This is a genomic window from Paractinoplanes lichenicola, from assembly GCF_016785085.1.
Lineage (GTDB): Bacteria > Actinomycetota > Actinomycetes > Mycobacteriales > Micromonosporaceae > Actinoplanes > Actinoplanes lichenicola.
Genome location: NZ_JAENHO010000004.1, coordinates 451307 through 467117 on the forward strand (window position 1 = coordinate 451307; position 15811 = coordinate 467117).

General features: G+C 71.2%; 18 protein-coding genes. 15 read left to right on the top strand and 3 right to left on the bottom strand.

The window, feature by feature from the left end; all coding sequences use genetic code 11:
- Window positions 1–21 precede the first annotated feature (21 nt).
- Entirely contained in the window at window positions 22–744 is a 723-nt protein-coding gene (locus JKJ07_RS15530) for an SDR family oxidoreductase (RefSeq protein WP_202992222.1), read from the top strand.
- A gap of 3 nt (window positions 745–747) precedes the next feature.
- On the opposite strand, the gene JKJ07_RS15535 is transcribed toward JKJ07_RS15530, so the two are convergent.
- Window positions 748–1560 (bottom strand): SAM-dependent methyltransferase, encoded by an 813-nt coding sequence (locus JKJ07_RS15535; RefSeq protein WP_307834278.1) that lies wholly within the window; start codon window positions 1558–1560, stop codon window positions 748–750.
- Window positions 1561–1615: 55 nt separating this feature from the next.
- Here JKJ07_RS15535 and JKJ07_RS15540 point away from each other — a divergent pair, with 55 nt between their 5' ends.
- The 6 genes from JKJ07_RS15540 (at window position 1616) to JKJ07_RS15565 (ending at window position 6031) form a co-directional block, all read left to right on the top strand.
- Window positions 1616–2365 carry an SAM-dependent methyltransferase gene (locus JKJ07_RS15540; protein ID WP_202992224.1) on the top strand — a complete coding sequence of 250 codons (750 nt, stop codon included), beginning with the start codon at window positions 1616–1618 and terminating at the stop codon, window positions 2363–2365.
- A 3-nt stretch (window positions 2366–2368) separates the two neighbouring features.
- On the top strand, window positions 2369–2674 hold the full coding sequence (locus JKJ07_RS15545; protein ID WP_202992225.1) for an SDR family NAD(P)-dependent oxidoreductase: 306 nt from the start codon (window positions 2369–2371) through the stop codon (window positions 2672–2674).
- A 73-nt stretch (window positions 2675–2747) separates the two neighbouring features.
- The gene (locus JKJ07_RS15550) at window positions 2748–2921 is read left to right on the top strand and encodes an SDR family oxidoreductase (RefSeq protein WP_202992226.1); all 174 of its coding nucleotides are present in this window, start codon (window positions 2748–2750) and stop codon (window positions 2919–2921) included.
- 86 nt (window positions 2922–3007) lie between these two features.
- Window positions 3008–4828: a trypsin-like serine peptidase gene (locus tag JKJ07_RS15555; RefSeq protein ID WP_202992227.1), complete on the top strand. Its 1821-nt coding sequence runs from the start codon at window positions 3008–3010 to the stop codon at window positions 4826–4828.
- Entirely contained in the window at window positions 4813–5070 is a 258-nt protein-coding gene (locus JKJ07_RS15560; RefSeq protein ID WP_202992228.1) for a carboxypeptidase regulatory-like domain-containing protein, read from the top strand. The genes JKJ07_RS15555 and JKJ07_RS15560 overlap by 16 nt, the downstream gene beginning before the upstream one ends.
- Before the next feature lie 301 nt (window positions 5071–5371).
- Window positions 5372–6031, top strand: coding sequence for a maleylpyruvate isomerase family mycothiol-dependent enzyme (locus JKJ07_RS15565; protein WP_236028990.1), 660 nt, complete (start codon window positions 5372–5374; stop codon window positions 6029–6031).
- A 332-nt stretch (window positions 6032–6363) separates the two neighbouring features.
- Here JKJ07_RS15565 and JKJ07_RS15570 read toward each other — a convergent pair whose 3' ends face one another.
- Window positions 6364–7215, bottom strand: coding sequence for a phosphatidylinositol-specific phospholipase C/glycerophosphodiester phosphodiesterase family protein (locus tag JKJ07_RS15570; protein ID WP_202992229.1), 852 nt, complete (start codon window positions 7213–7215; stop codon window positions 6364–6366).
- A 67-nt stretch (window positions 7216–7282) separates the two neighbouring features.
- Between JKJ07_RS15570 and JKJ07_RS15575 the strand changes: the two genes are divergently transcribed.
- Window positions 7283–7855: a hypothetical protein gene (locus JKJ07_RS15575; RefSeq protein WP_202992230.1), complete on the top strand. Its 573-nt coding sequence runs from the start codon at window positions 7283–7285 to the stop codon at window positions 7853–7855.
- Between the two features lie 128 nt (window positions 7856–7983).
- Here JKJ07_RS15575 and JKJ07_RS15580 read toward each other — a convergent pair whose 3' ends face one another.
- Complete coding sequence (locus tag JKJ07_RS15580; RefSeq protein WP_202992231.1) at window positions 7984–8802, bottom strand: helix-turn-helix transcriptional regulator; 819 nt, start codon at window positions 8800–8802, stop codon at window positions 7984–7986.
- 401 nt (window positions 8803–9203) lie between these two features.
- Between JKJ07_RS15580 and JKJ07_RS15585 the strand changes: the two genes are divergently transcribed.
- From JKJ07_RS15585 to JKJ07_RS15615, 7 genes are all read left to right on the top strand, one after another.
- On the top strand, window positions 9204–9914 hold the full coding sequence (locus tag JKJ07_RS15585; RefSeq protein ID WP_202992232.1) for an SDR family oxidoreductase: 711 nt from the start codon (window positions 9204–9206) through the stop codon (window positions 9912–9914).
- Window positions 9915–10166: 252 nt separating this feature from the next.
- Window positions 10167–11210 carry a zinc-dependent alcohol dehydrogenase family protein gene (locus JKJ07_RS15590; RefSeq protein ID WP_202992233.1) on the top strand — a complete coding sequence of 348 codons (1044 nt, stop codon included), beginning with the start codon at window positions 10167–10169 and terminating at the stop codon, window positions 11208–11210.
- 163 nt (window positions 11211–11373) lie between these two features.
- A complete protein-coding gene (locus tag JKJ07_RS15595; RefSeq protein ID WP_202992234.1) occupies window positions 11374–12108 on the top strand; it encodes an ATP-binding protein in 735 nt (244 codons plus the stop codon).
- Between the two features lie 48 nt (window positions 12109–12156).
- Window positions 12157–12666, top strand: coding sequence for a VOC family protein (locus tag JKJ07_RS15600; RefSeq protein WP_236028991.1), 510 nt, complete (start codon window positions 12157–12159; stop codon window positions 12664–12666).
- On the top strand, window positions 12633–13274 hold the full coding sequence (locus JKJ07_RS15605; RefSeq protein ID WP_202992235.1) for an alpha/beta hydrolase: 642 nt from the start codon (window positions 12633–12635) through the stop codon (window positions 13272–13274). The genes JKJ07_RS15600 and JKJ07_RS15605 overlap by 34 nt, the downstream gene beginning before the upstream one ends.
- 276 nt (window positions 13275–13550) lie before the next feature.
- Entirely contained in the window at window positions 13551–15125 is a 1575-nt protein-coding gene (locus JKJ07_RS15610; protein ID WP_202992236.1) for an AAA family ATPase, read from the top strand.
- A 48-nt stretch (window positions 15126–15173) separates the two neighbouring features.
- Window positions 15174–15800, top strand: coding sequence for a TetR/AcrR family transcriptional regulator (locus JKJ07_RS15615; protein WP_202992237.1), 627 nt, complete (start codon window positions 15174–15176; stop codon window positions 15798–15800).
- Window positions 15801–15811 lie beyond the last annotated feature (11 nt).

Genomic DNA, 15811 nt, shown 5'->3' on the forward strand with positions numbered 1-15811 from the left:
GTGCGGGCGAACGATTCAGGCATGACGAACAAGACGACCGCGCTGGTCACCGGCGCGAACAAGGGCATCGGGTACGAGATCGCGGCGGGCCTGGGCGCGCTCGGCTGGGCCGTCGGCGTGGGGGCGCGGGACGACGTACGGCGGGAAACGGCCGTGGAAAAGCTGCGCGCGGCCGGCGTCGACGCGTTCGGGGTGCCGCTGGACGTCACCGACGACGCGAGCGTGGCCGCGGCGGCCGAGCAGCTCGAGCAGCGGGGTGGCCTCGACGTGCTGGTCAACAACGCGGGCATCACCGGGGGCTGGCAGCAGGAGCCGACCGTCGTCGACCCGGCCACCATCCGTACGGTCGTGGAGACCAACGTGATCGGCGTCGTGCGGGTCACCAACGCCATGCTGCCGCTGCTCCAGTGCTCGGCATCCCCGCGCGTGGTCAACATGTCGAGCACCGTCGGCTCGCTGAGCCTGCAGGCCGCGAACACCGACGCCACCGGGCCCATCTCGGCGGCGTACGCGCCCTCGAAGTCGTTCCTGAACGCGATCACGATCCAGTACGCCAAGGAGCTGGGCGACACGAACATCCTGGTCAACGCCGGCTGCCCGGGTTTCGTGGCGACCGACCTCAACGGCTTCCGCGGCTACCGCACGCCGGCACAGGGCGCGCAGATCGCGATCCACCTGGCCACCCTGCCCGACGGCGGCCCGACCGGCGGCTACTTCGACGACAACGGCCCGATCGCCTGGTGAGCGTCAGGGCTTGCGGCCGACCGCCGTCCAGATGTTGATGTCGGAGCGCTCGGGGATGACCGCGCCGGGCTCGGGCCGCCACTCGCTGGCCGGCACCACCCCGGGCTCGACCAGCTCGAGACCGTCGAACAGGGCGGTGAACTCCTCCTTGGGGCGGGTCCACACGTCGGACTTGCCCTGCTCGACGAGCTGGCGATAGAGCACCTGCTGCTCGGGGGTGCCGAAATCGGAGGTGGCGTGGGTGGCCACCAGATAGCTGCCCGCGGGCAGGGCGTCGAGCAGCTCGCGCACGATCGGCCGGGCCGCGCCGTCGCCGTGGATGAAGTGCAGCACCGCGATCAGCATCAGCCCGACCGGCTGGCCGAGGTCGAGGGTCTCGCGCAGCGCCGGGTTCTGCAGGATTGCCCGCGGGGTGTTCAGATCGGCTTCGATGTACGCCGTGCGGCCCTCGGGGCTGCTGTTGAGCAGGGCGCGCGCGTGCACCATGACCAGCGGGTCGTTGTCGACGTAGACGATCCGCGCGTCGGGAATGATCCGCTGCGCGACCTCGTGGGTGTTGTCGGCCGTGGGCAGGCCCGTGCCGATGTCGAGGAACTGGCGGATGCCGGCCTCGGCCAGGAACCGGGTGGCCCGCTGCAGCTGCGCGCGGTTGGCCAGCGCGCCGTCGCGGACCTTGGGGAACAGCTTCTCGAGGGCGTCACCCGAGGCCCGGTCGGCGGCGAAATGATCCTTGCCGCCGAGCCAGTAGTTGTAACGCCGCGCGGGGTGCGGCACGTTCGGGTCGAGGCCGGCGGGGGCGGCGCTGCTGTGATCCACAGCGGAACAATACCGCCGCCTACCCAGCGTCGTCACGCTCGTCCATAGTAGAGCGATGGACGAGCAGCCGCAGACGGCGCGCATCTGGAACTATTGGCTCGGCGGCACGGACAACTTCGCCGTCGACCGGGCGGTCGGTGATCAGATCCGCGCCGCGTTCCCCGACATCGTCGACAACGCCCGGGCCTCGAGAGCCTTCCTCGTACGGGCGGTCAGCTTCGTCGCCGGCCAGGGCGTCCGGCAGTTCCTCGACGTGGGCACGGGCCTGCCCACGGCCGACAACACCCACGAGGTCGCGCAGCGGGTCGCCCCCGAGTCCCGCATCGTGTACGTCGACTTCGACCCGCTCGTGCTGACCCAGGCGCGCGCCCTGCTGACCAGCACCCCCGAGGGCCGTACGGCATACATCGACGCCGACGGCCGCGACACCGGGCGGGTGCTGGGCGGGGCGGCCGAGACGCTCGACTTCACCCAGCCGGTCGCGCTGATCATGTCGGGCCTGCTCGGGCACGTCACCGACGACGACGAGGCCCTCGCGACGGTCCGCGCCTACCTGGCCGCGCTCGCCCCGGGCAGCTACTTCGTCGCGCTCGACGGCTCGCACAGCCTCGAGCACGGCGCGGCCGAGAAGATCTGGAACGAACAAGCCAACCCGCCGTACGTGCTGCGCTCCCACGCCCAGTTCGCCCGCTTCTTCGACGGGCTGACCCTGATCGAGCCCGGCGTGACCTCGGCCCCGCTGTGGCGCCCCGATCAGCAGGACCCCAAGCACCTCGACGTGGTGTGCGCGGTCGCGATCAAATAGGGCATGACACGAACGGCCGTCATCACCGGTGGCATGAGCGGGCTGGGTGCTGCCGCGGCCGCACGCCTGGCCGCCGACGGCGTACGGGTGCTCACCCTCGACCTCGCCGAAGGCGCCGACCTGCACGCCGACGTTGCCGACCCCGAGGCCGTACGGGCGGCGGCGGCCGCGACTGGGCCGATCGACATCCTGGTCAACTCGGCCGGGATCGTCGGCCCCAACGCCCCGCTCTGGCAGGTGCCGGCCGACGGCTGGGCCCGCACGTTCGCGGTCAACGTGACCGGAACGTTCAACACGTGCCAGGCGTAGGTGCCCGCCATGATGTTTCCCACCACCGGCGTGCTGGCCAACGCGATCGCCCCGGCCGTCATCGCCACCGGAGATGAACGCCGACACCGACCCGGCCGCCCTCGAGCACATCACCGGCCTGATCCCGATGCGCCGGGTCGGCCGGGCCGAGGAGGTCGCCGAACTGATCGCCTGGCTCGCCTCCGACAAGGTCAGTTTCTCGACCGGCGCCGTCTATGACATCAGCGGCGGCCGGGCCGTCTACTGAATTCATTCCGCCCGCTTATCGCCTTTCCGACGCGACGCTATATCGGTCTTGTTCGCGGTGCTGTGATGACCCCCGAGGAGGTCCTCATGGCACCCACCATCATTTACGTCCATGGCAACGGCAATCAGATCGCAATGGAGCGACTGCGCTCGGAATGGGACCACGCGCTTTTCGGCCGTGATCTCGGCGCGGCCTCCCGCATGGCCTACTGGGCCCGGCTCCGCTACGCCAAACCGCGCGGTGAGGCGGCCGAGCTCGAGGCCGTCGCCGAGGCCGACCCGGCGCAGCGGCTCGTCGGCCCCGAGGCCTTCGCCGCCGACGTGCTGCGCGAGGCCCGGCAGGAATCGGGGGTCGCCACGGAGGCGGCCGCCGACGACGAGCGGCTCCAGAAATGGCTGCTCAGGATGGTCTACGACGCCGACGCGCTGGCCAACGGCGAGGCGGGCGGCCCGGCCGAGGCCCTGCCGCTGCCCCGCAAACTGCGCATCGCCGCGTTCCGGGCGCTGGTCAAGCGGACGTTCCACGACGTCTACGCGTACTTCTTCGGCGGCATGCGCGACCCCATGCGTCAGGTCGTCGAGACGACGCTGGCCGGCGCGGGCGGGCCGCTCGTCGTGGTCGGCCACAGCCTCGGCACGATCATCGCGTACGAGGCCCTGCGGAGAATCGGCGCCCAGGCCAATGTCGACTTGTTCGTAACAGCCGGTTCGCCGCTCGGCGTCCTGGAAGTGCAAGACCTTTTGGACAAGCCGCTGCGCGTCCCCGACGGCGTACGGGAATGGCGGAACGTGAATGACGCGCGCGATCTGGTCGCCCTCGATCACCGAATCCGCCCGGAATACGCGCCGGCCGATCGGTGCACCGACTTCATCGTGAGTAACGGCAGCGACAACCACCACGGCATCGGCGAATATCTGGCCACCGCGCCGATCCGCGACGTGCTCCGGCCCCTTTTCACCGGGGAGGCGGCGCCGTTGGTGACCGCCGGTGGGCTGCGCTCGGTCAGCAAGCCGGAGACGCCGGTCGTGGCCGAGGAAGCGGCCGTCGTGGCACCGGAACCCACCGCGGGCAGCACCGGCAGCGAGCCCGACGAGCGATCCCGGTCGGCGGCGGTGCTGGTCGGCAAGGGCAAGAGCGCCCCGATCCGGCGGGCCGCGGTCACCACGGAATCGGTCATCGGCCCCGACGAACGCGTCCGCATCTTCGACACACACCTGTCGCCGTGGCGGATGATCTGCTCGCTGCGGCTGACCGGGCCCACCGGCGCCGGCGCGATCGGCACCGGCTGGTTCATCGGCCCGCGCACCGTGCTCACCGCCGGGCACTGCGTCTTCAGCAGCCACTTCTTCGGCGGCTGGGCCAGCCAGATCCAGGTCGTGCCCGGCCGCAACGGCCCCGGCGACTCCGCGGTGTCCACCCCGTTCGGCCGGGTCACCAGCACCCGCTTCTCGGCGATCGACCGGTGGGTCGCGGGGGAGAACGCCGACTACGACATCGGCTGCATCCACCTGGCCGAGGATCAGGACCTGGGCAACACGGTCGGCTGGTTCTCGCTGGCCGCCCCGCCCGCCGAGGACCTGGCCGGGTTCCTGCTCAACATCTCCGGCTACCCGGGTGACCGCGGCGCCGGCCAGGAGCAGTATTTCGCCCGCAACCGGGTGCTGCGGGTCACCGAGCGCCGGGTGTTCTACGAGGTCGACACGTTCGGCGGGCAGAGCGGGGCGCCGGTCTGGATCCACGAGGACGAGAACGCGCCGCCGCGGGCGATCGGTGTGCACGCGTACGGTACGGGAGGGACACCCGCGGACTTCGACATCACCGCGAACTCGGCGCCGCGGATCACCCCCGAGGTGCTGGAGATCGTGACCGAATGGGTGCAACAGGACGGCGGATGGCCGCAAACGTGACGGAATGGACCGGGCGCGTCGTCGACAACGGCGGCGCGCCCGTGGCCGACGCCGCGGTGGTCGTGGTCGCGGGATCGGTGCCGATTCCGGAGCTGGCCCTGCTCAGCGGCCCCGACGGGCGGTTCACGCTACGCCTGCCGCCGGGCCGTTTCACTCTGCGCGCGCACGGCGACCCCGGCCGCGGCGAGACGACCGTCGACACCACCGCACTCGGCGCCGAGATCGTCATCCGGGTCGGCTGACCGCCGGCATCGCGGCTCCAGCCGAGTCATCCGCCGCCTCGGCGTGTTCACCCACATGAACCGCGACGGCCGGTACGCCGTGGGCCGGCAGCAGCCGCCACTGCCGGCTCGGGCGGCGGCATCGCCCACGTGACGTCGCGGGTCAGCCGACGGCCAGTGTGGTGGCAAACTCCTCGGCGCACCTCGGGGTCGTCGGAGATTTTGTGCGGCACAGCGACGATTCTGGCCGGGCCCGGCCGTCATATCCACCGAGCCGTGTTTGCCGAGCCGTGTTTGCCGAGCCGTGTTCGCCGAGCCGTGTTTGCCGAGCACAACCCGGGAGCCGTACGAGATGAGCCGCACCGACAAATGGGCGCCGTTGCGCGCCGAATACGCCGCCCTGGCCGACGATCTGGCCGGCCTCGACGAGGGGCAGTGGGCCAAACGATCGCTGTGCGGCGAATGGAGCGTCGAGGAGGTGACCGCGCACCTGACCGCCGCCTCCAGCCTGAGCATGCCGCGCTGGCTGGGCAGCATGATCGGCGCCCGCTTCGACGCCGACGAGCACAACCGGCGCCGGGTGGCCGAGTTCCGCGGGGCGACGCCGGCCGAGACCCTGGCCCGATTCCGGGCGGCCGGGGCGCGGGCCAAGGGGCCAAGCGGGCACGTCGACGCGTGGCTGGGGGAGGTCGTGGCGCACGGCCAGGACATCCGGCGTCCGCTCGGGCTGACCCGGACCCCGGCCGTCGAAGTCGTCGAACGGGTCGCCCGGTTCTACGCGAGCCGTGACTTCGCCGTGAACAGCAAGACGGCCGCCACCGGCCTGCGCCTGGAAGCAACCGACGGCCCGTTCACGGCGGGCGACGGGCCGCTGGTCACCGGCACCACCCTGGCCCTGACCATGGCGATGGCCGGCCGCGCGCCCTACGCCGACGACCTCACCGGCCCCGGCGCCGAAACCCTGCGGTCGCGCATCGCCTGAGCAGCCCTTACGTGGCGGCCAGTCACCGAGCCCGCCTGGTCGGTTGCGTGGCCGGCTCTGGGTGGAGGTCGGTCACCGAGCCCGCGTGGCCGACTCTGCGTGGTGGCCGGTCACCGACCCACGTGATCGTTGCGTGGCCGGCTTTGTGCGGCGGCTGTCGCCCGGCCCGCGCGACCGCCGGGTGGCCGACCTGCCCAGCGGCCGCCTCGGTTCGGCTTGTGCGGTGGTTGGCTTGCGCGGCGGTTGGCTTGCGCGGCGGTTGGCTTGCGCGGCGGCCGCGCGACTGGGTCTACGCGGCCGCCGCGTGAGCGGGTGTGCGTGGTGGCGGGGCTTTACGCGGCGGCCCGGTGGGGGCGGGTGCGCAGGAAGGACTCCAGGCCGGCCAGGTCGTCGGTGTTGATGTGGTCGACGTCGGCCGCGACCAGTTCGCGCCAGAGGGCGTCGCGGGCGGGGCCGGCCACGTCGGGGGTCGCCCAGAAACGGACGCGCTGCCGGTTGGCGTGGGCGTCGCGGACGAAGGCGCGCAGCTTCGCGCGTTCGGCGGCCGGGAACTCGCCGACGCCCTGCCAGGTGAACAGGTTCGTCCAGTTGTCGCTGATCAGCGGGATGAACGACGCCGGGGCGCCCGAGTTGAGGTCGGCCGCGCGGCCGTCGTAGAACGCGTACCGGCGGGTCTGCGCCTGCATCAGCTCGCGCGGACGGTCACCGCTGACGACCACCGTGACCGCGTCCTTGGCGACCTTGCCCCGGGCGTACGTGGAAAGAATGCTCTTGTAACGGCGGAGCACCCGGTCCAGCTCGGTGTAGGTGGCGGCGCCGGTGTTCTTGATGTCGACGAGCAGCTGCAGGGAGATGTCGCTGCCCCGGTAGACCCGGCCGTGGTTGGCCCGCACCCGCTTGACCAGCGGGTCGAGATACAGGCTCTGCAGCGTGCGGCCCGGCACGACGTCCTCGAGGTCGTGCGCCACCAGCAGTTCGCCGTCGACCAGATAGATGTCGGCCTCGACGCTGGTGAAGCCGTGCGACAGCGCGTCGGCCAGGGGACGCTCGTGCTCGTAGTCGTTGTGGGCGTGCGCGCGGGCCAGCGGGCGCACCCCGTGGCGGTCACCGGCCTGCGCGGCCGACGGCGCGAGAACCAGCGTCGCGCACACGGCGGCGAACAGAGCGAGGGCTCGTCTAGTCATGCGCCCGACCCTAGAAGCGGATCGTAAATCGTCAATGAATCTCGCCGGAACGCTAGGCTGGCCGGTCATGGCGGCGAACTCGCGCATCAAGCCCGTCGAAAAGGCCACGAACCGTACGTGGGACGAGTGGCTGACGTTCATGGACGGCATCGGTGCGAAGGATCTCGACCACAAGCAGATCGCGCTCAAGGTCTACTACGAGCTCGAGGGCACGGGCGTCGAGCCGCTGGGCTGGTGGACGCAGGCCGTGACGGTCGCCTACGAGCAGTTCATCGGGCGGCGCATCCCCGGCCAGCGGCCCGACGGCACGTTCCAGATGAGCGTCAGCCGGTCGACCACGATGGGCATGCAGGAGCTGATGAACGCCTGGGCCGCCTTCGCCCCTACCGACGAGTTCGTCACGGGCCTGCTCGCCGAGGGCGCCTCACCCAAAATCAGCGGCACCGACCGCCGGATCACGTGGCGGATCAAGGCGGCCGACGACTCCCAGATCATCGTGACCAGCGAGCCCAAGGCCAACGGCACAGCCTCGATCGTCGCCGCCCAACTGGGCCTGCAAACCCCGGAACTCAACGACCAGGCACGCGACGGCTGGGCGGGCGCCGTCGAACGCTTCCTGGGCGGCGCGCAGGCTGAGTGAGCGTTGTCGAGCGGCTCGGGGGCGGGGTGCGGGTGGGATGAGCGCTGGCGGGCGTTCCCTGGGCGGTATGCGGGCTGGGTGATTGTTGTCGAGCAGTTCCTGGGCGAATGAGGGGCGGGCGGCTGGCGTCAAGCGTTTCCTGAGGGGGTGAGCATGCCGAGCAGGGCTACGGCGTCGGCGCTGGGGGAGGCGGGCTCGGGGGAGTAGACCGCTAGCTCCTGGCCGTCGGTGCCGCGGACGGAGAACGTCTGCACCCGCAGCGTGAAGCGGCCCACCTCGGGGTGGTGGAACGTCTTGACGTCGAGGCTTTTGCCCCGCGCGTCGTGGCGGCGCCAGAGGTCGGCGAACTCGTCGCTGCGTTCCAGCAGCTCGGACAGGACGGCCCGGATGCGTGGATGGTCGGGCGCCTTGCCCAGCTGCATGCGGAAGCCGGCCACCGAATTCGCGGCAACGGACGGCCAGTCGGCGTAGAAGTCGCGCGCGCGGGGGTCGGTGAAGACGGCCAGCATCAGGTTGCGCGGGAGGCCTGCGAACAGGGCCTCGCCCAGCGGGTTGGCCGCCAGGATGTCGTAGGCCCGGTTGTAGACCAGCGCGGGCGTCGCCGGCCAGGCCTGCATGAGCTGGACCAGCGCCGGGTCGACCCGATCGGTGCCGTAGGCCGCGCGGGCCGTCGGGGCCAGGCCGGCCAGCCGGAACAGGTGGGCCCGGCCGTCGTCGTCGAGCCGCAGGGCCACGGCCAGGGTCTCGGCCACCTGGGCCGACGGGTTGCGCTCGCGGCCCTGCTCGAGGCGCACGTAATAGTCGACGCTGACGCCGGCCAGCTGCGCCACCTCTTCGCGGCGCAGCCCGGCCACCCGCCGATCGCCGTGCTCGGGCAGCCCGACCTGACCGGGCCGGACGGCGGCGCGGCGCTTGCGGAGGAAGTCTCCGAGCTCAGTGGTGGGCATGCGTCCACGGTAGGCCGCCCGCGACGAACCTGCCTGGTCCTGCTGTGCCCACCCAGAACCCTTGCGACCGACCCGCTATGTCTGTCGGAGCCGGGCACTGTCAACGCCGTCGTGGGTGGCGGGTCACTGATCACGGTCCGGCTGCCCTTAGCAGCCGTCTCTGCCCCGCCGCTGTGCCAGGCCCCAGAGCGGCCGCGCCTCGACTGCCGCGCAGGCGACGGCGTCGCGGAGGAAGGGACGGGGACGTGGAGAGGGCGGCGGTGTCGCGGAGGAGGAGGCGACGGCGACGTGGAAGAGGTGACGGCGATGGCAGGTCCCGGAGCGGCCGCGCGGCGGACCTGGCGCTGGGTGGGAGCACGGCACCCTTCCCGGTCGGGGTTGGCCGTCGCAGGGTCGAAGGCATGACTGACACGCAGAAGATCATTCTGGTTACCGGTGCCAGCAGCGGCATCGGCGCGGCCACCGCTCAGCGCCTGGCCGCCGCGGGCCATGTCGTCGTGGCGGGGGCCCGGCGCCCGATCCAGGCCGCCGAGCGGCTCGAACCGGCCGAGCTCGACGTCACCGACCGCGACTCGATGACCGCTTTTGTTCAGGGGGCCGTTGACCGGCACGGCCGCGTCGATGTGCTGGTGGCCAATGCGGGCGTCATGCCGCTGTCCCGGTTGGATGCGTTGCTCGTCGACGAGTGGGACCGCATGATCGACGTCAACGTGCGGGGCCTGCTGCACGGCATCGCCGCGGCCCTGCCCGTCTTTCAACGCCAGGGCGGCGGCCACCTGATCACGACGGCCTCGGTCGGCGCGCATGAGGTTGTGCCCACGTCGGCCGTCTACTCCGGCACCAAGTTCGCCGCGTGGGCGATCACCGAGGGCCTGCGCCAGGAGTCCGATCCTGGCATCCGGGTCACCACGATCACCCCGGGCGTCACCGAGTCCGAGCTGGCCGGCCAGATCAGCGACCCGTACGCCCGTGACGCCATGGTCGAGTATCGCCGCGACACCATCCCGGCCGACGCGATCGCCCGCGCCATCCAGTTCGCGATCGATCAGCCGGCCGACGTCGACGTCAACGAGATCATCGTCCGCCCGGCCCGGCAGCGCCCGGCCGCTTGATCAGCCCGCAGGGCTGGCGTTCGTGGGCGCAACCACTCACTCACGTCGCCGTGGTGGGCTTCGCGTTCTGGACGCGTAGCGGCCAGCGAAGGCCGCCGCGGCCCCCGCGGGAGCGACGGTCCGTCACCCACCACCCCGCTGGGACATCTGGATCTTGATCTTGCGTCTCAAAGTGCGACCTCGTAGGGCGGATTCGCACCGCAGCGTCGATGCGGGGAAGAGGAGCGAAATCTACGTCAGGAAGAGGAGACGATGAAGGGGCTTGTCTATGGTGGGCCGGGTCAGCGGGCCTGGAAGGACATCCCGGATCCCGAGGTCAGGGATCCGCGGGACGCGATCATCCGGGTCGACGCGGTCACCATCTGCGGGACCGACCTGCATATTCTCGGCGGTGACGTGCCGACCGTCGAGCGGGGGCGGGTGCTGGGGCACGAGGCGGTGGGCACGGTGGTCGAGACCGGGAGCGGGGTGTCGGGTCTGGCGGCCGGCGATCGGGTGCTGGCCTCGTGCATCTCGGCCTGCGGCATCTGCGAATACTGCCGTCAGGGCACGTACGGGCAGTGCCTGGGTGGCGGGGGCTGGATCCTCGGCCATCTGGTCGACGGGGTGCAGAGCGAACACGCGCGGATCCCGTACGCCGATTTGTCGACCTACAAGCTGCCGGAGCGGGTGAGCGACGAGGCGGCGGTGCTCGTGGCCGACATTCTGCCCACCGCGTACGAGGTGGGGGTGCTCAACGGGCAGGTGCGGCCGGGCGACACCGTGGTCGTCGTGGGGGCGGGGCCGATCGGGCTGGCCGCCGTGGTGACCGCGCGGCTGTTCTCGCCGGCGCACATCGTCGTGGTCGACAAGGCCGAGAGCCGGTTGCAGGCGGCCAAGATGTTCGGGGCGGACACCACGATCGTGGCGGGGGAGCAGGACGTGCTCGAGACCGTGCGGGAGATGACCGGCGGGCTGGGCGCGCACGTGGTGATCGAGGCGGTCGGCATTCCGGCGACGTTCGAGCTGTGTACGACGCTCGTGCGGCCGGGCGGGCGGATCGCGAACATCGGTGTGCACGGCAAACCGGCCACGCTGCACCTGGAAGACCTGTGGATCCGGGACATCACGCTGACCACCGGGCTGGTCGACACGTTCTCGACGCCGCGGCTGCTCGACATGCTGATCGCCGGGCAGTTCGACCTGGGCCACATGATCACGCACCGGTTCGGGCTCGAGGAGTTCATGCACGCGTACGACGTCTTCGCGGACCCGGCGCACTCGGGCGCGCTCAAGGTCCTCCTGACCCGGTCCTAAAAGGGGTATAGTCCGACAAATTGCCACGTCTCCGCCGTTCTTTGCGGTAGCGTTCTTCCGCCCATCGGGCGATAGGCGCGCGACCAGGGATTGCGCGGGGACGGGCGTCGGGCGTTACGTGAAGGGCGCTACGGGCACCGGAGGTGCGAGCAGAAGGCTGCGGATGTTGAAGACAGTGATCGACCGGAACCTCGACACCGGGATCACGACGGTACGCCTGGGCGGCGCGCTGTCGGTGGCCACGGTTCCCGAGGTCGGCACCGCGATAGCCAAGGTCGCCGCGGAATGCCCGTCGGCCGTGATCGTCGACCTGGCGGCCCTCTGTCACGACTCCGACGCGCTGCTCAGCGTGTTCGCCACGATGACCCACGACGCCCAGCTCCACTGGGGAGTGCCCGTGCTGCTGTGCGAGGCGGCTCCCGGCGTACGGGAAGGTCTTGGCGCCTTTCGTACGTATGTGGCGCTCTACGAGGACAGCGCGCAGGCGGCGCTCGCGGTGAACGCCAACGTGCCCCGCTGGGTGCGCCGGCATCTGCCGCCCGAGCCGGCCAGTGCCGCCGCCGCCCGCAACGTCACCGGCGAGGCCTGCCTGACCTGGGGCCTGCCGCAACTGCGGAGCCCGGCCCGGCTGGTCGCCAACGAGCTGGCGGCCAACGCGATCGTGCACGCCGCCTGCGAGTTCGACCTGACCGTCGTCTACACCGGGCGCTACCTGCGGATCGGGGTGCAGGACAACGCCAAGGCGATGCCCCGGCCGCCCGAGGAGCCGATCGTCACGAGCACGCTGATGCGGCCGGGCTCGGGGCGCGGGCTGCGGATCGTCGCCGCGGCGGCCACTCATTGGGGTGCGACCCCGCTGGCCGACGGCAAGGTCGTGTGGGCGTTGATCCGCTCATAGGTTGTTGCTACAACTCGCTGCTTCATGTGATAGTTGTAGCTTCAACCAATGAGAGGGATCGTCATGGGTATCGGACCGGTGCGGCTCAACCACGCCGTGCTCTTCGTGGCCGACCTGGCCCGCGCCGAGCGGTTCTACACCGAGGTGTTCGGCATGGTCGTCGCCGCCCGCGAGCCGCAGGCCAACGCCGTCTTCCTGCGCCTGCCGCGCTCGGGCAACCACCACGACCTCGGCCTGTTCGGCGTCGGCCCGGCCGCACCGCCCAAGCAGCGCGGCGGCATCGGCCTCTATCACCTGGCCTGGCAGGTCGACACGATCGACGAGCTCGAGCAGGCCCGCCGGACCCTGGCCGAGGCGGGCGCCTACAGCGGCGAGTCCAGTCACGGCGCGACCAAGAGCGTCTACGGCGCCGACCCGGACGGCAACGAGTTCGAGATCATGTGGATGCTCCCGCGCTCCGACTGGGGCTCGTACGAGAACGCCGCCCCCGTCGACCGTCTCGACCTGGCCGCCGAGGTCAGCAAGTGGAGCGGCGTGCGCACGGCGGGTTCGCTGTGACCCCGCCCGTCGTCGCCCTCGCGGGCTCCACCGATCCGGCCGCCCCGCTCGTCGTCCTGCTGCACGGCCGCGGCTCCCACGAGCAGGAGATTCTCACCCTGAGCGAGCACCTCCCGCCCGCTTTCGCGTACGCGGCGGTCCGCGCCCCGATCGCCGAGGGCGGGGGCTACGCCTGGTTCGCCAACCGCGGCATCGGCCGTCCCGTGGCCTCCTCGCTGCGCGCCACGATGGACTGGTTCCGCGCCTGGCTCGACTCCTACGCTGCCGTGGGGCGCCCGGTGATCCTGGTCGGCTTCAGCGGCGGGGCGGCCTTCGCGGGCGGGCTGCTGCTGGACGATCCCACTCGCTATGCGGGGGCGGCCATTCTGTACGGGACGCTGCCGTTCGACGCCGGCGTTCCGGTGACCGGCGAGCGGCTGGCCGGGGTGCCGGTGCTGGTCGCCCAAGGCACGCAGGACACGGTCATCCCGCGCGAACTTCTCGACCGTACGTGGGACTACGTGCGCGACGAATCCGGCGCTCTCGTGACCGCCCGCCGCGACTCGGCCGGGCATGGACTGACCGCGCCTGTGCTCCAGGCCGTCAACGACTGGCTCGCCGCGCTCTGAGCCGTTCGCGTTTGGGCCTGGTCGGCCGGTCGGGATCGCTGTCCGCCGGATCGGCTATCGTGAGCGCATGGGTTGCTTCGCCTGCATGCAGATTCGCTTCACCGCTTAGCGGCGGTCCCGCGGTCGTCGTGACCGCGGCCTCTCACCGCCGGATCGGTGTCCGCCGGCAGCCCGAGTGCGCGGCTGCCGGGTCATCCTGTGTGATCCGGGGAGCGATCTGTGTCGCAGCAACACCTGCCAACCCATCGAACGCACCCGTCCGGCCTCGACCGGGCAGTGCCTGATCCCGAACGAGACGGGTCCGTCTCCGGGCAAGACGTTTCTCTTTCTGGGCGAGGCGTTCCTGTTTCCGCGCGACTCGCGCTGTCGCTTCGGGCGGCCGGGCCGGCCGGACAGGAGTGGCTGACCGGGCTGCCCGCCCTGCTCGACAGCCTGGCCGCCGACTGGTCGATCACCATCGGCGCCCGGCTCGATGGCGGACGGGCCGCCTACGTCGCCGAGGCGGCAACCCGTGACGGCAAGCCGGCCGTTCTCAAAGTGACGATTCCGCCGGGGGACGACCGGCAACTAGTCGCCCTGCAGCTCGGCGGGGGTGACCCGTATGTGGGGCTGCTTCGGCACGATGTCGCGCGCCGGGCGCTGCTGCTGGAACGTCTTGGGCCGCCGTTGGCTGCGCTGGGCCGGCCTGCGTCCCGTCAGTTGGAGCTGCTGGCTCGCACCGCCGCCCGGGGCTGGCGGCCTGTGGAGGACCACGGCCGACTGCCGACCTGGATCGAAGCGGCTCGCTGGCATGCGGCGTTCATCCCGTCGATGTGGGAGACGCTGGGCCGGCCCTGTTCGGAGGCGGCCGTCGAGCTGGCTGTTCGCTGCGCCGCCCTGCGGGGGGCCGCCTTCGAGCCCGGCCGGGCGGTGCTCGTGCACGGGGATGTGCACGCCCTCAACACCCTGCGGAAGTCGGGCACGGATTTCCGGCTGGTCGACCCGTCGGGGCTCGTCTCCGAACCCGCGCACGACCTCGGCGTAATCCTGGCGCGCGGCGTGCAGGAATGGCGGGACGGACTCGCGGCCGGCGACCCTCGGCAGGCATGGCAAGCGATGACTGACAGCTGCCGGGAGTTGGGCCGGATCGCCGGAGCTGACCCGGAGGCTGTCCGGCAGTGGGCCTGCACCGAGATCGTCTCCACCGGCCTGCACGTCCTGAGCCTCGGCGATCATAACGAAGCGCGGGCTTTCCTCACGGTCGCCGACAAGCTAGCCGCGGCGACCGAGCCCGAGCGGGCGTCCGCGTCCAGGAGCGGCTCTGTGGCGCTTCCCGTGCCGGCGCGTCACGAAGCACCGACCCCGCCCCGGCTCTTCCTCATGGTGGGGCTGCCCGGTGCCGGGAAGACGACCCGGGCCAAGGAACTAGCGGCGACCCGCCGAGCGCTGCGCCTGACCCCGGACGAGTGGATGATCTCGTTGTTCGACGGGGTGCAGCCGGACGGTAAGCGGTTCTTGGTGGAGGGCCGGCTCATCACGGTGGCCCTGCAGGCGCTGCGGCTGGGCACCAACGTCGTGCTCGACTTCGGGTTGTGGTCGCGCGACGAACGTTCGGCCCTGCACTGGCTGGCCCAGCAAGCCGGCGCATCGTGCGAAGTGGTTTACCTGCCCGTGGACCGGGAAACCCAGCTTGCCCGGGTCGCCCACCGGCAGGACACAGCGCCGCACACCACGTTTCCCATAGTCGAAGCCGACCTCGACCTGTGGCGCACGCTGTTCGAGGTCCCCGACGCCGCCGAACTGCGCGGGGAACTGCCCGAGCCCCCGCCGGGCTGGGCCCAGGCCCGGTGGCCGTCACTCGATGTGACGTGACGGCGACCAATTTGCACGGAGTGCAACGCTGCATTTAGTGTAACGATCGTGGTGGTCAACGCGGATCGACGGGCGGCGCTCAAGGCCCGGCACCGGCGGGCGATCCTCGACGCGGCCAAGGCCCTCATCGACGAGGGCGGCGCCGCGCGGTTCAGTGTGGATCAGCTGGCCGAGCGGGCCGACGTGTCACGACGGACGATCTTCAACCACTTCGCCTCGATCGACGACGTGGTGACCACCGCCTGCACCGAGGTGCTCGGGGTGGTCATCGACACGTTCCGGCGGCAGGTCAGCGAGAGCGCGGCCGGGGCGGGCAGCCGGGCCGAGATGTTCGAGGTCGTTTCCGCTGCTTTGCGGGCGACCGACGTGCCGGGCATCATCGCGTTCCTGTGGCAGGCCCTCGGCGGGTTCAGCGCCGACGACCCCCGGCCGCAGCAGATCTTCCAGGCGACCTTCTCCCGTACGACGGAGGAACTCGCCCGGGAACTCGCCGAGCGTCACGCCGATCGCGATCCGCTTGAGGCCGAGTTGCTGGTCAGCTCGCTGATGCACGGCACCGAGGTGATCGCCCACCACTGGATCGCCGACACCGGCGCCACCACCGACGAGAGATCCCGCGCTCACTGGCACCATCTGCTCGACCGACTGATCGATCACATCCGTACCGGTTACTGAACGCCCCCCAA

What these genes read in the sequence shown, in the direction of transcription:
- JKJ07_RS15545 (WP_202992225.1), top strand. Translation starts at nt 2,369, where the DNA reads ATGACACGAACGGCCGTCATCACCGGTGGCATGAGCGGGCTGGGTGCT.
- JKJ07_RS15540 (WP_202992224.1), top strand. Translation starts at nt 1,616, where the DNA reads ATGGACGAGCAGCCGCAGACGGCGCGCATCTGGAACTATTGGCTCGGC.
- JKJ07_RS15530 (WP_202992222.1), top strand. Translation starts at nt 22, where the DNA reads ATGACGAACAAGACGACCGCGCTGGTCACCGGCGCGAACAAGGGCATC.
- JKJ07_RS15585 (WP_202992232.1), top strand. Translation starts at nt 9,204, where the DNA reads ATGACTGACACGCAGAAGATCATTCTGGTTACCGGTGCCAGCAGCGGC.
- JKJ07_RS15555 (WP_202992227.1), top strand. Translation starts at nt 3,008, where the DNA reads ATGGCACCCACCATCATTTACGTCCATGGCAACGGCAATCAGATCGCA.
- JKJ07_RS15580 (WP_202992231.1), bottom strand. Translation starts at nt 8,802, where the DNA reads ATGCCCACCACTGAGCTCGGAGACTTCCTCCGCAAGCGCCGCGCCGCC.
- JKJ07_RS15575 (WP_202992230.1), top strand. Translation starts at nt 7,283, where the DNA reads ATGGCGGCGAACTCGCGCATCAAGCCCGTCGAAAAGGCCACGAACCGT.
- JKJ07_RS15590 (WP_202992233.1), top strand. Translation starts at nt 10,167, where the DNA reads ATGAAGGGGCTTGTCTATGGTGGGCCGGGTCAGCGGGCCTGGAAGGAC.
- JKJ07_RS15550 (WP_202992226.1), top strand. Translation starts at nt 2,748, where the DNA reads ATGAACGCCGACACCGACCCGGCCGCCCTCGAGCACATCACCGGCCTG.
- JKJ07_RS15600 (WP_236028991.1), top strand. Translation starts at nt 12,157, where the DNA reads ATGAGAGGGATCGTCATGGGTATCGGACCGGTGCGGCTCAACCACGCC.
- JKJ07_RS15570 (WP_202992229.1), bottom strand. Translation starts at nt 7,215, where the DNA reads ATGACTAGACGAGCCCTCGCTCTGTTCGCCGCCGTGTGCGCGACGCTG.
- JKJ07_RS15560 (WP_202992228.1), top strand. Translation starts at nt 4,813, where the DNA reads ATGGCCGCAAACGTGACGGAATGGACCGGGCGCGTCGTCGACAACGGC.
- JKJ07_RS15595 (WP_202992234.1), top strand. Translation starts at nt 11,374, where the DNA reads ATGTTGAAGACAGTGATCGACCGGAACCTCGACACCGGGATCACGACG.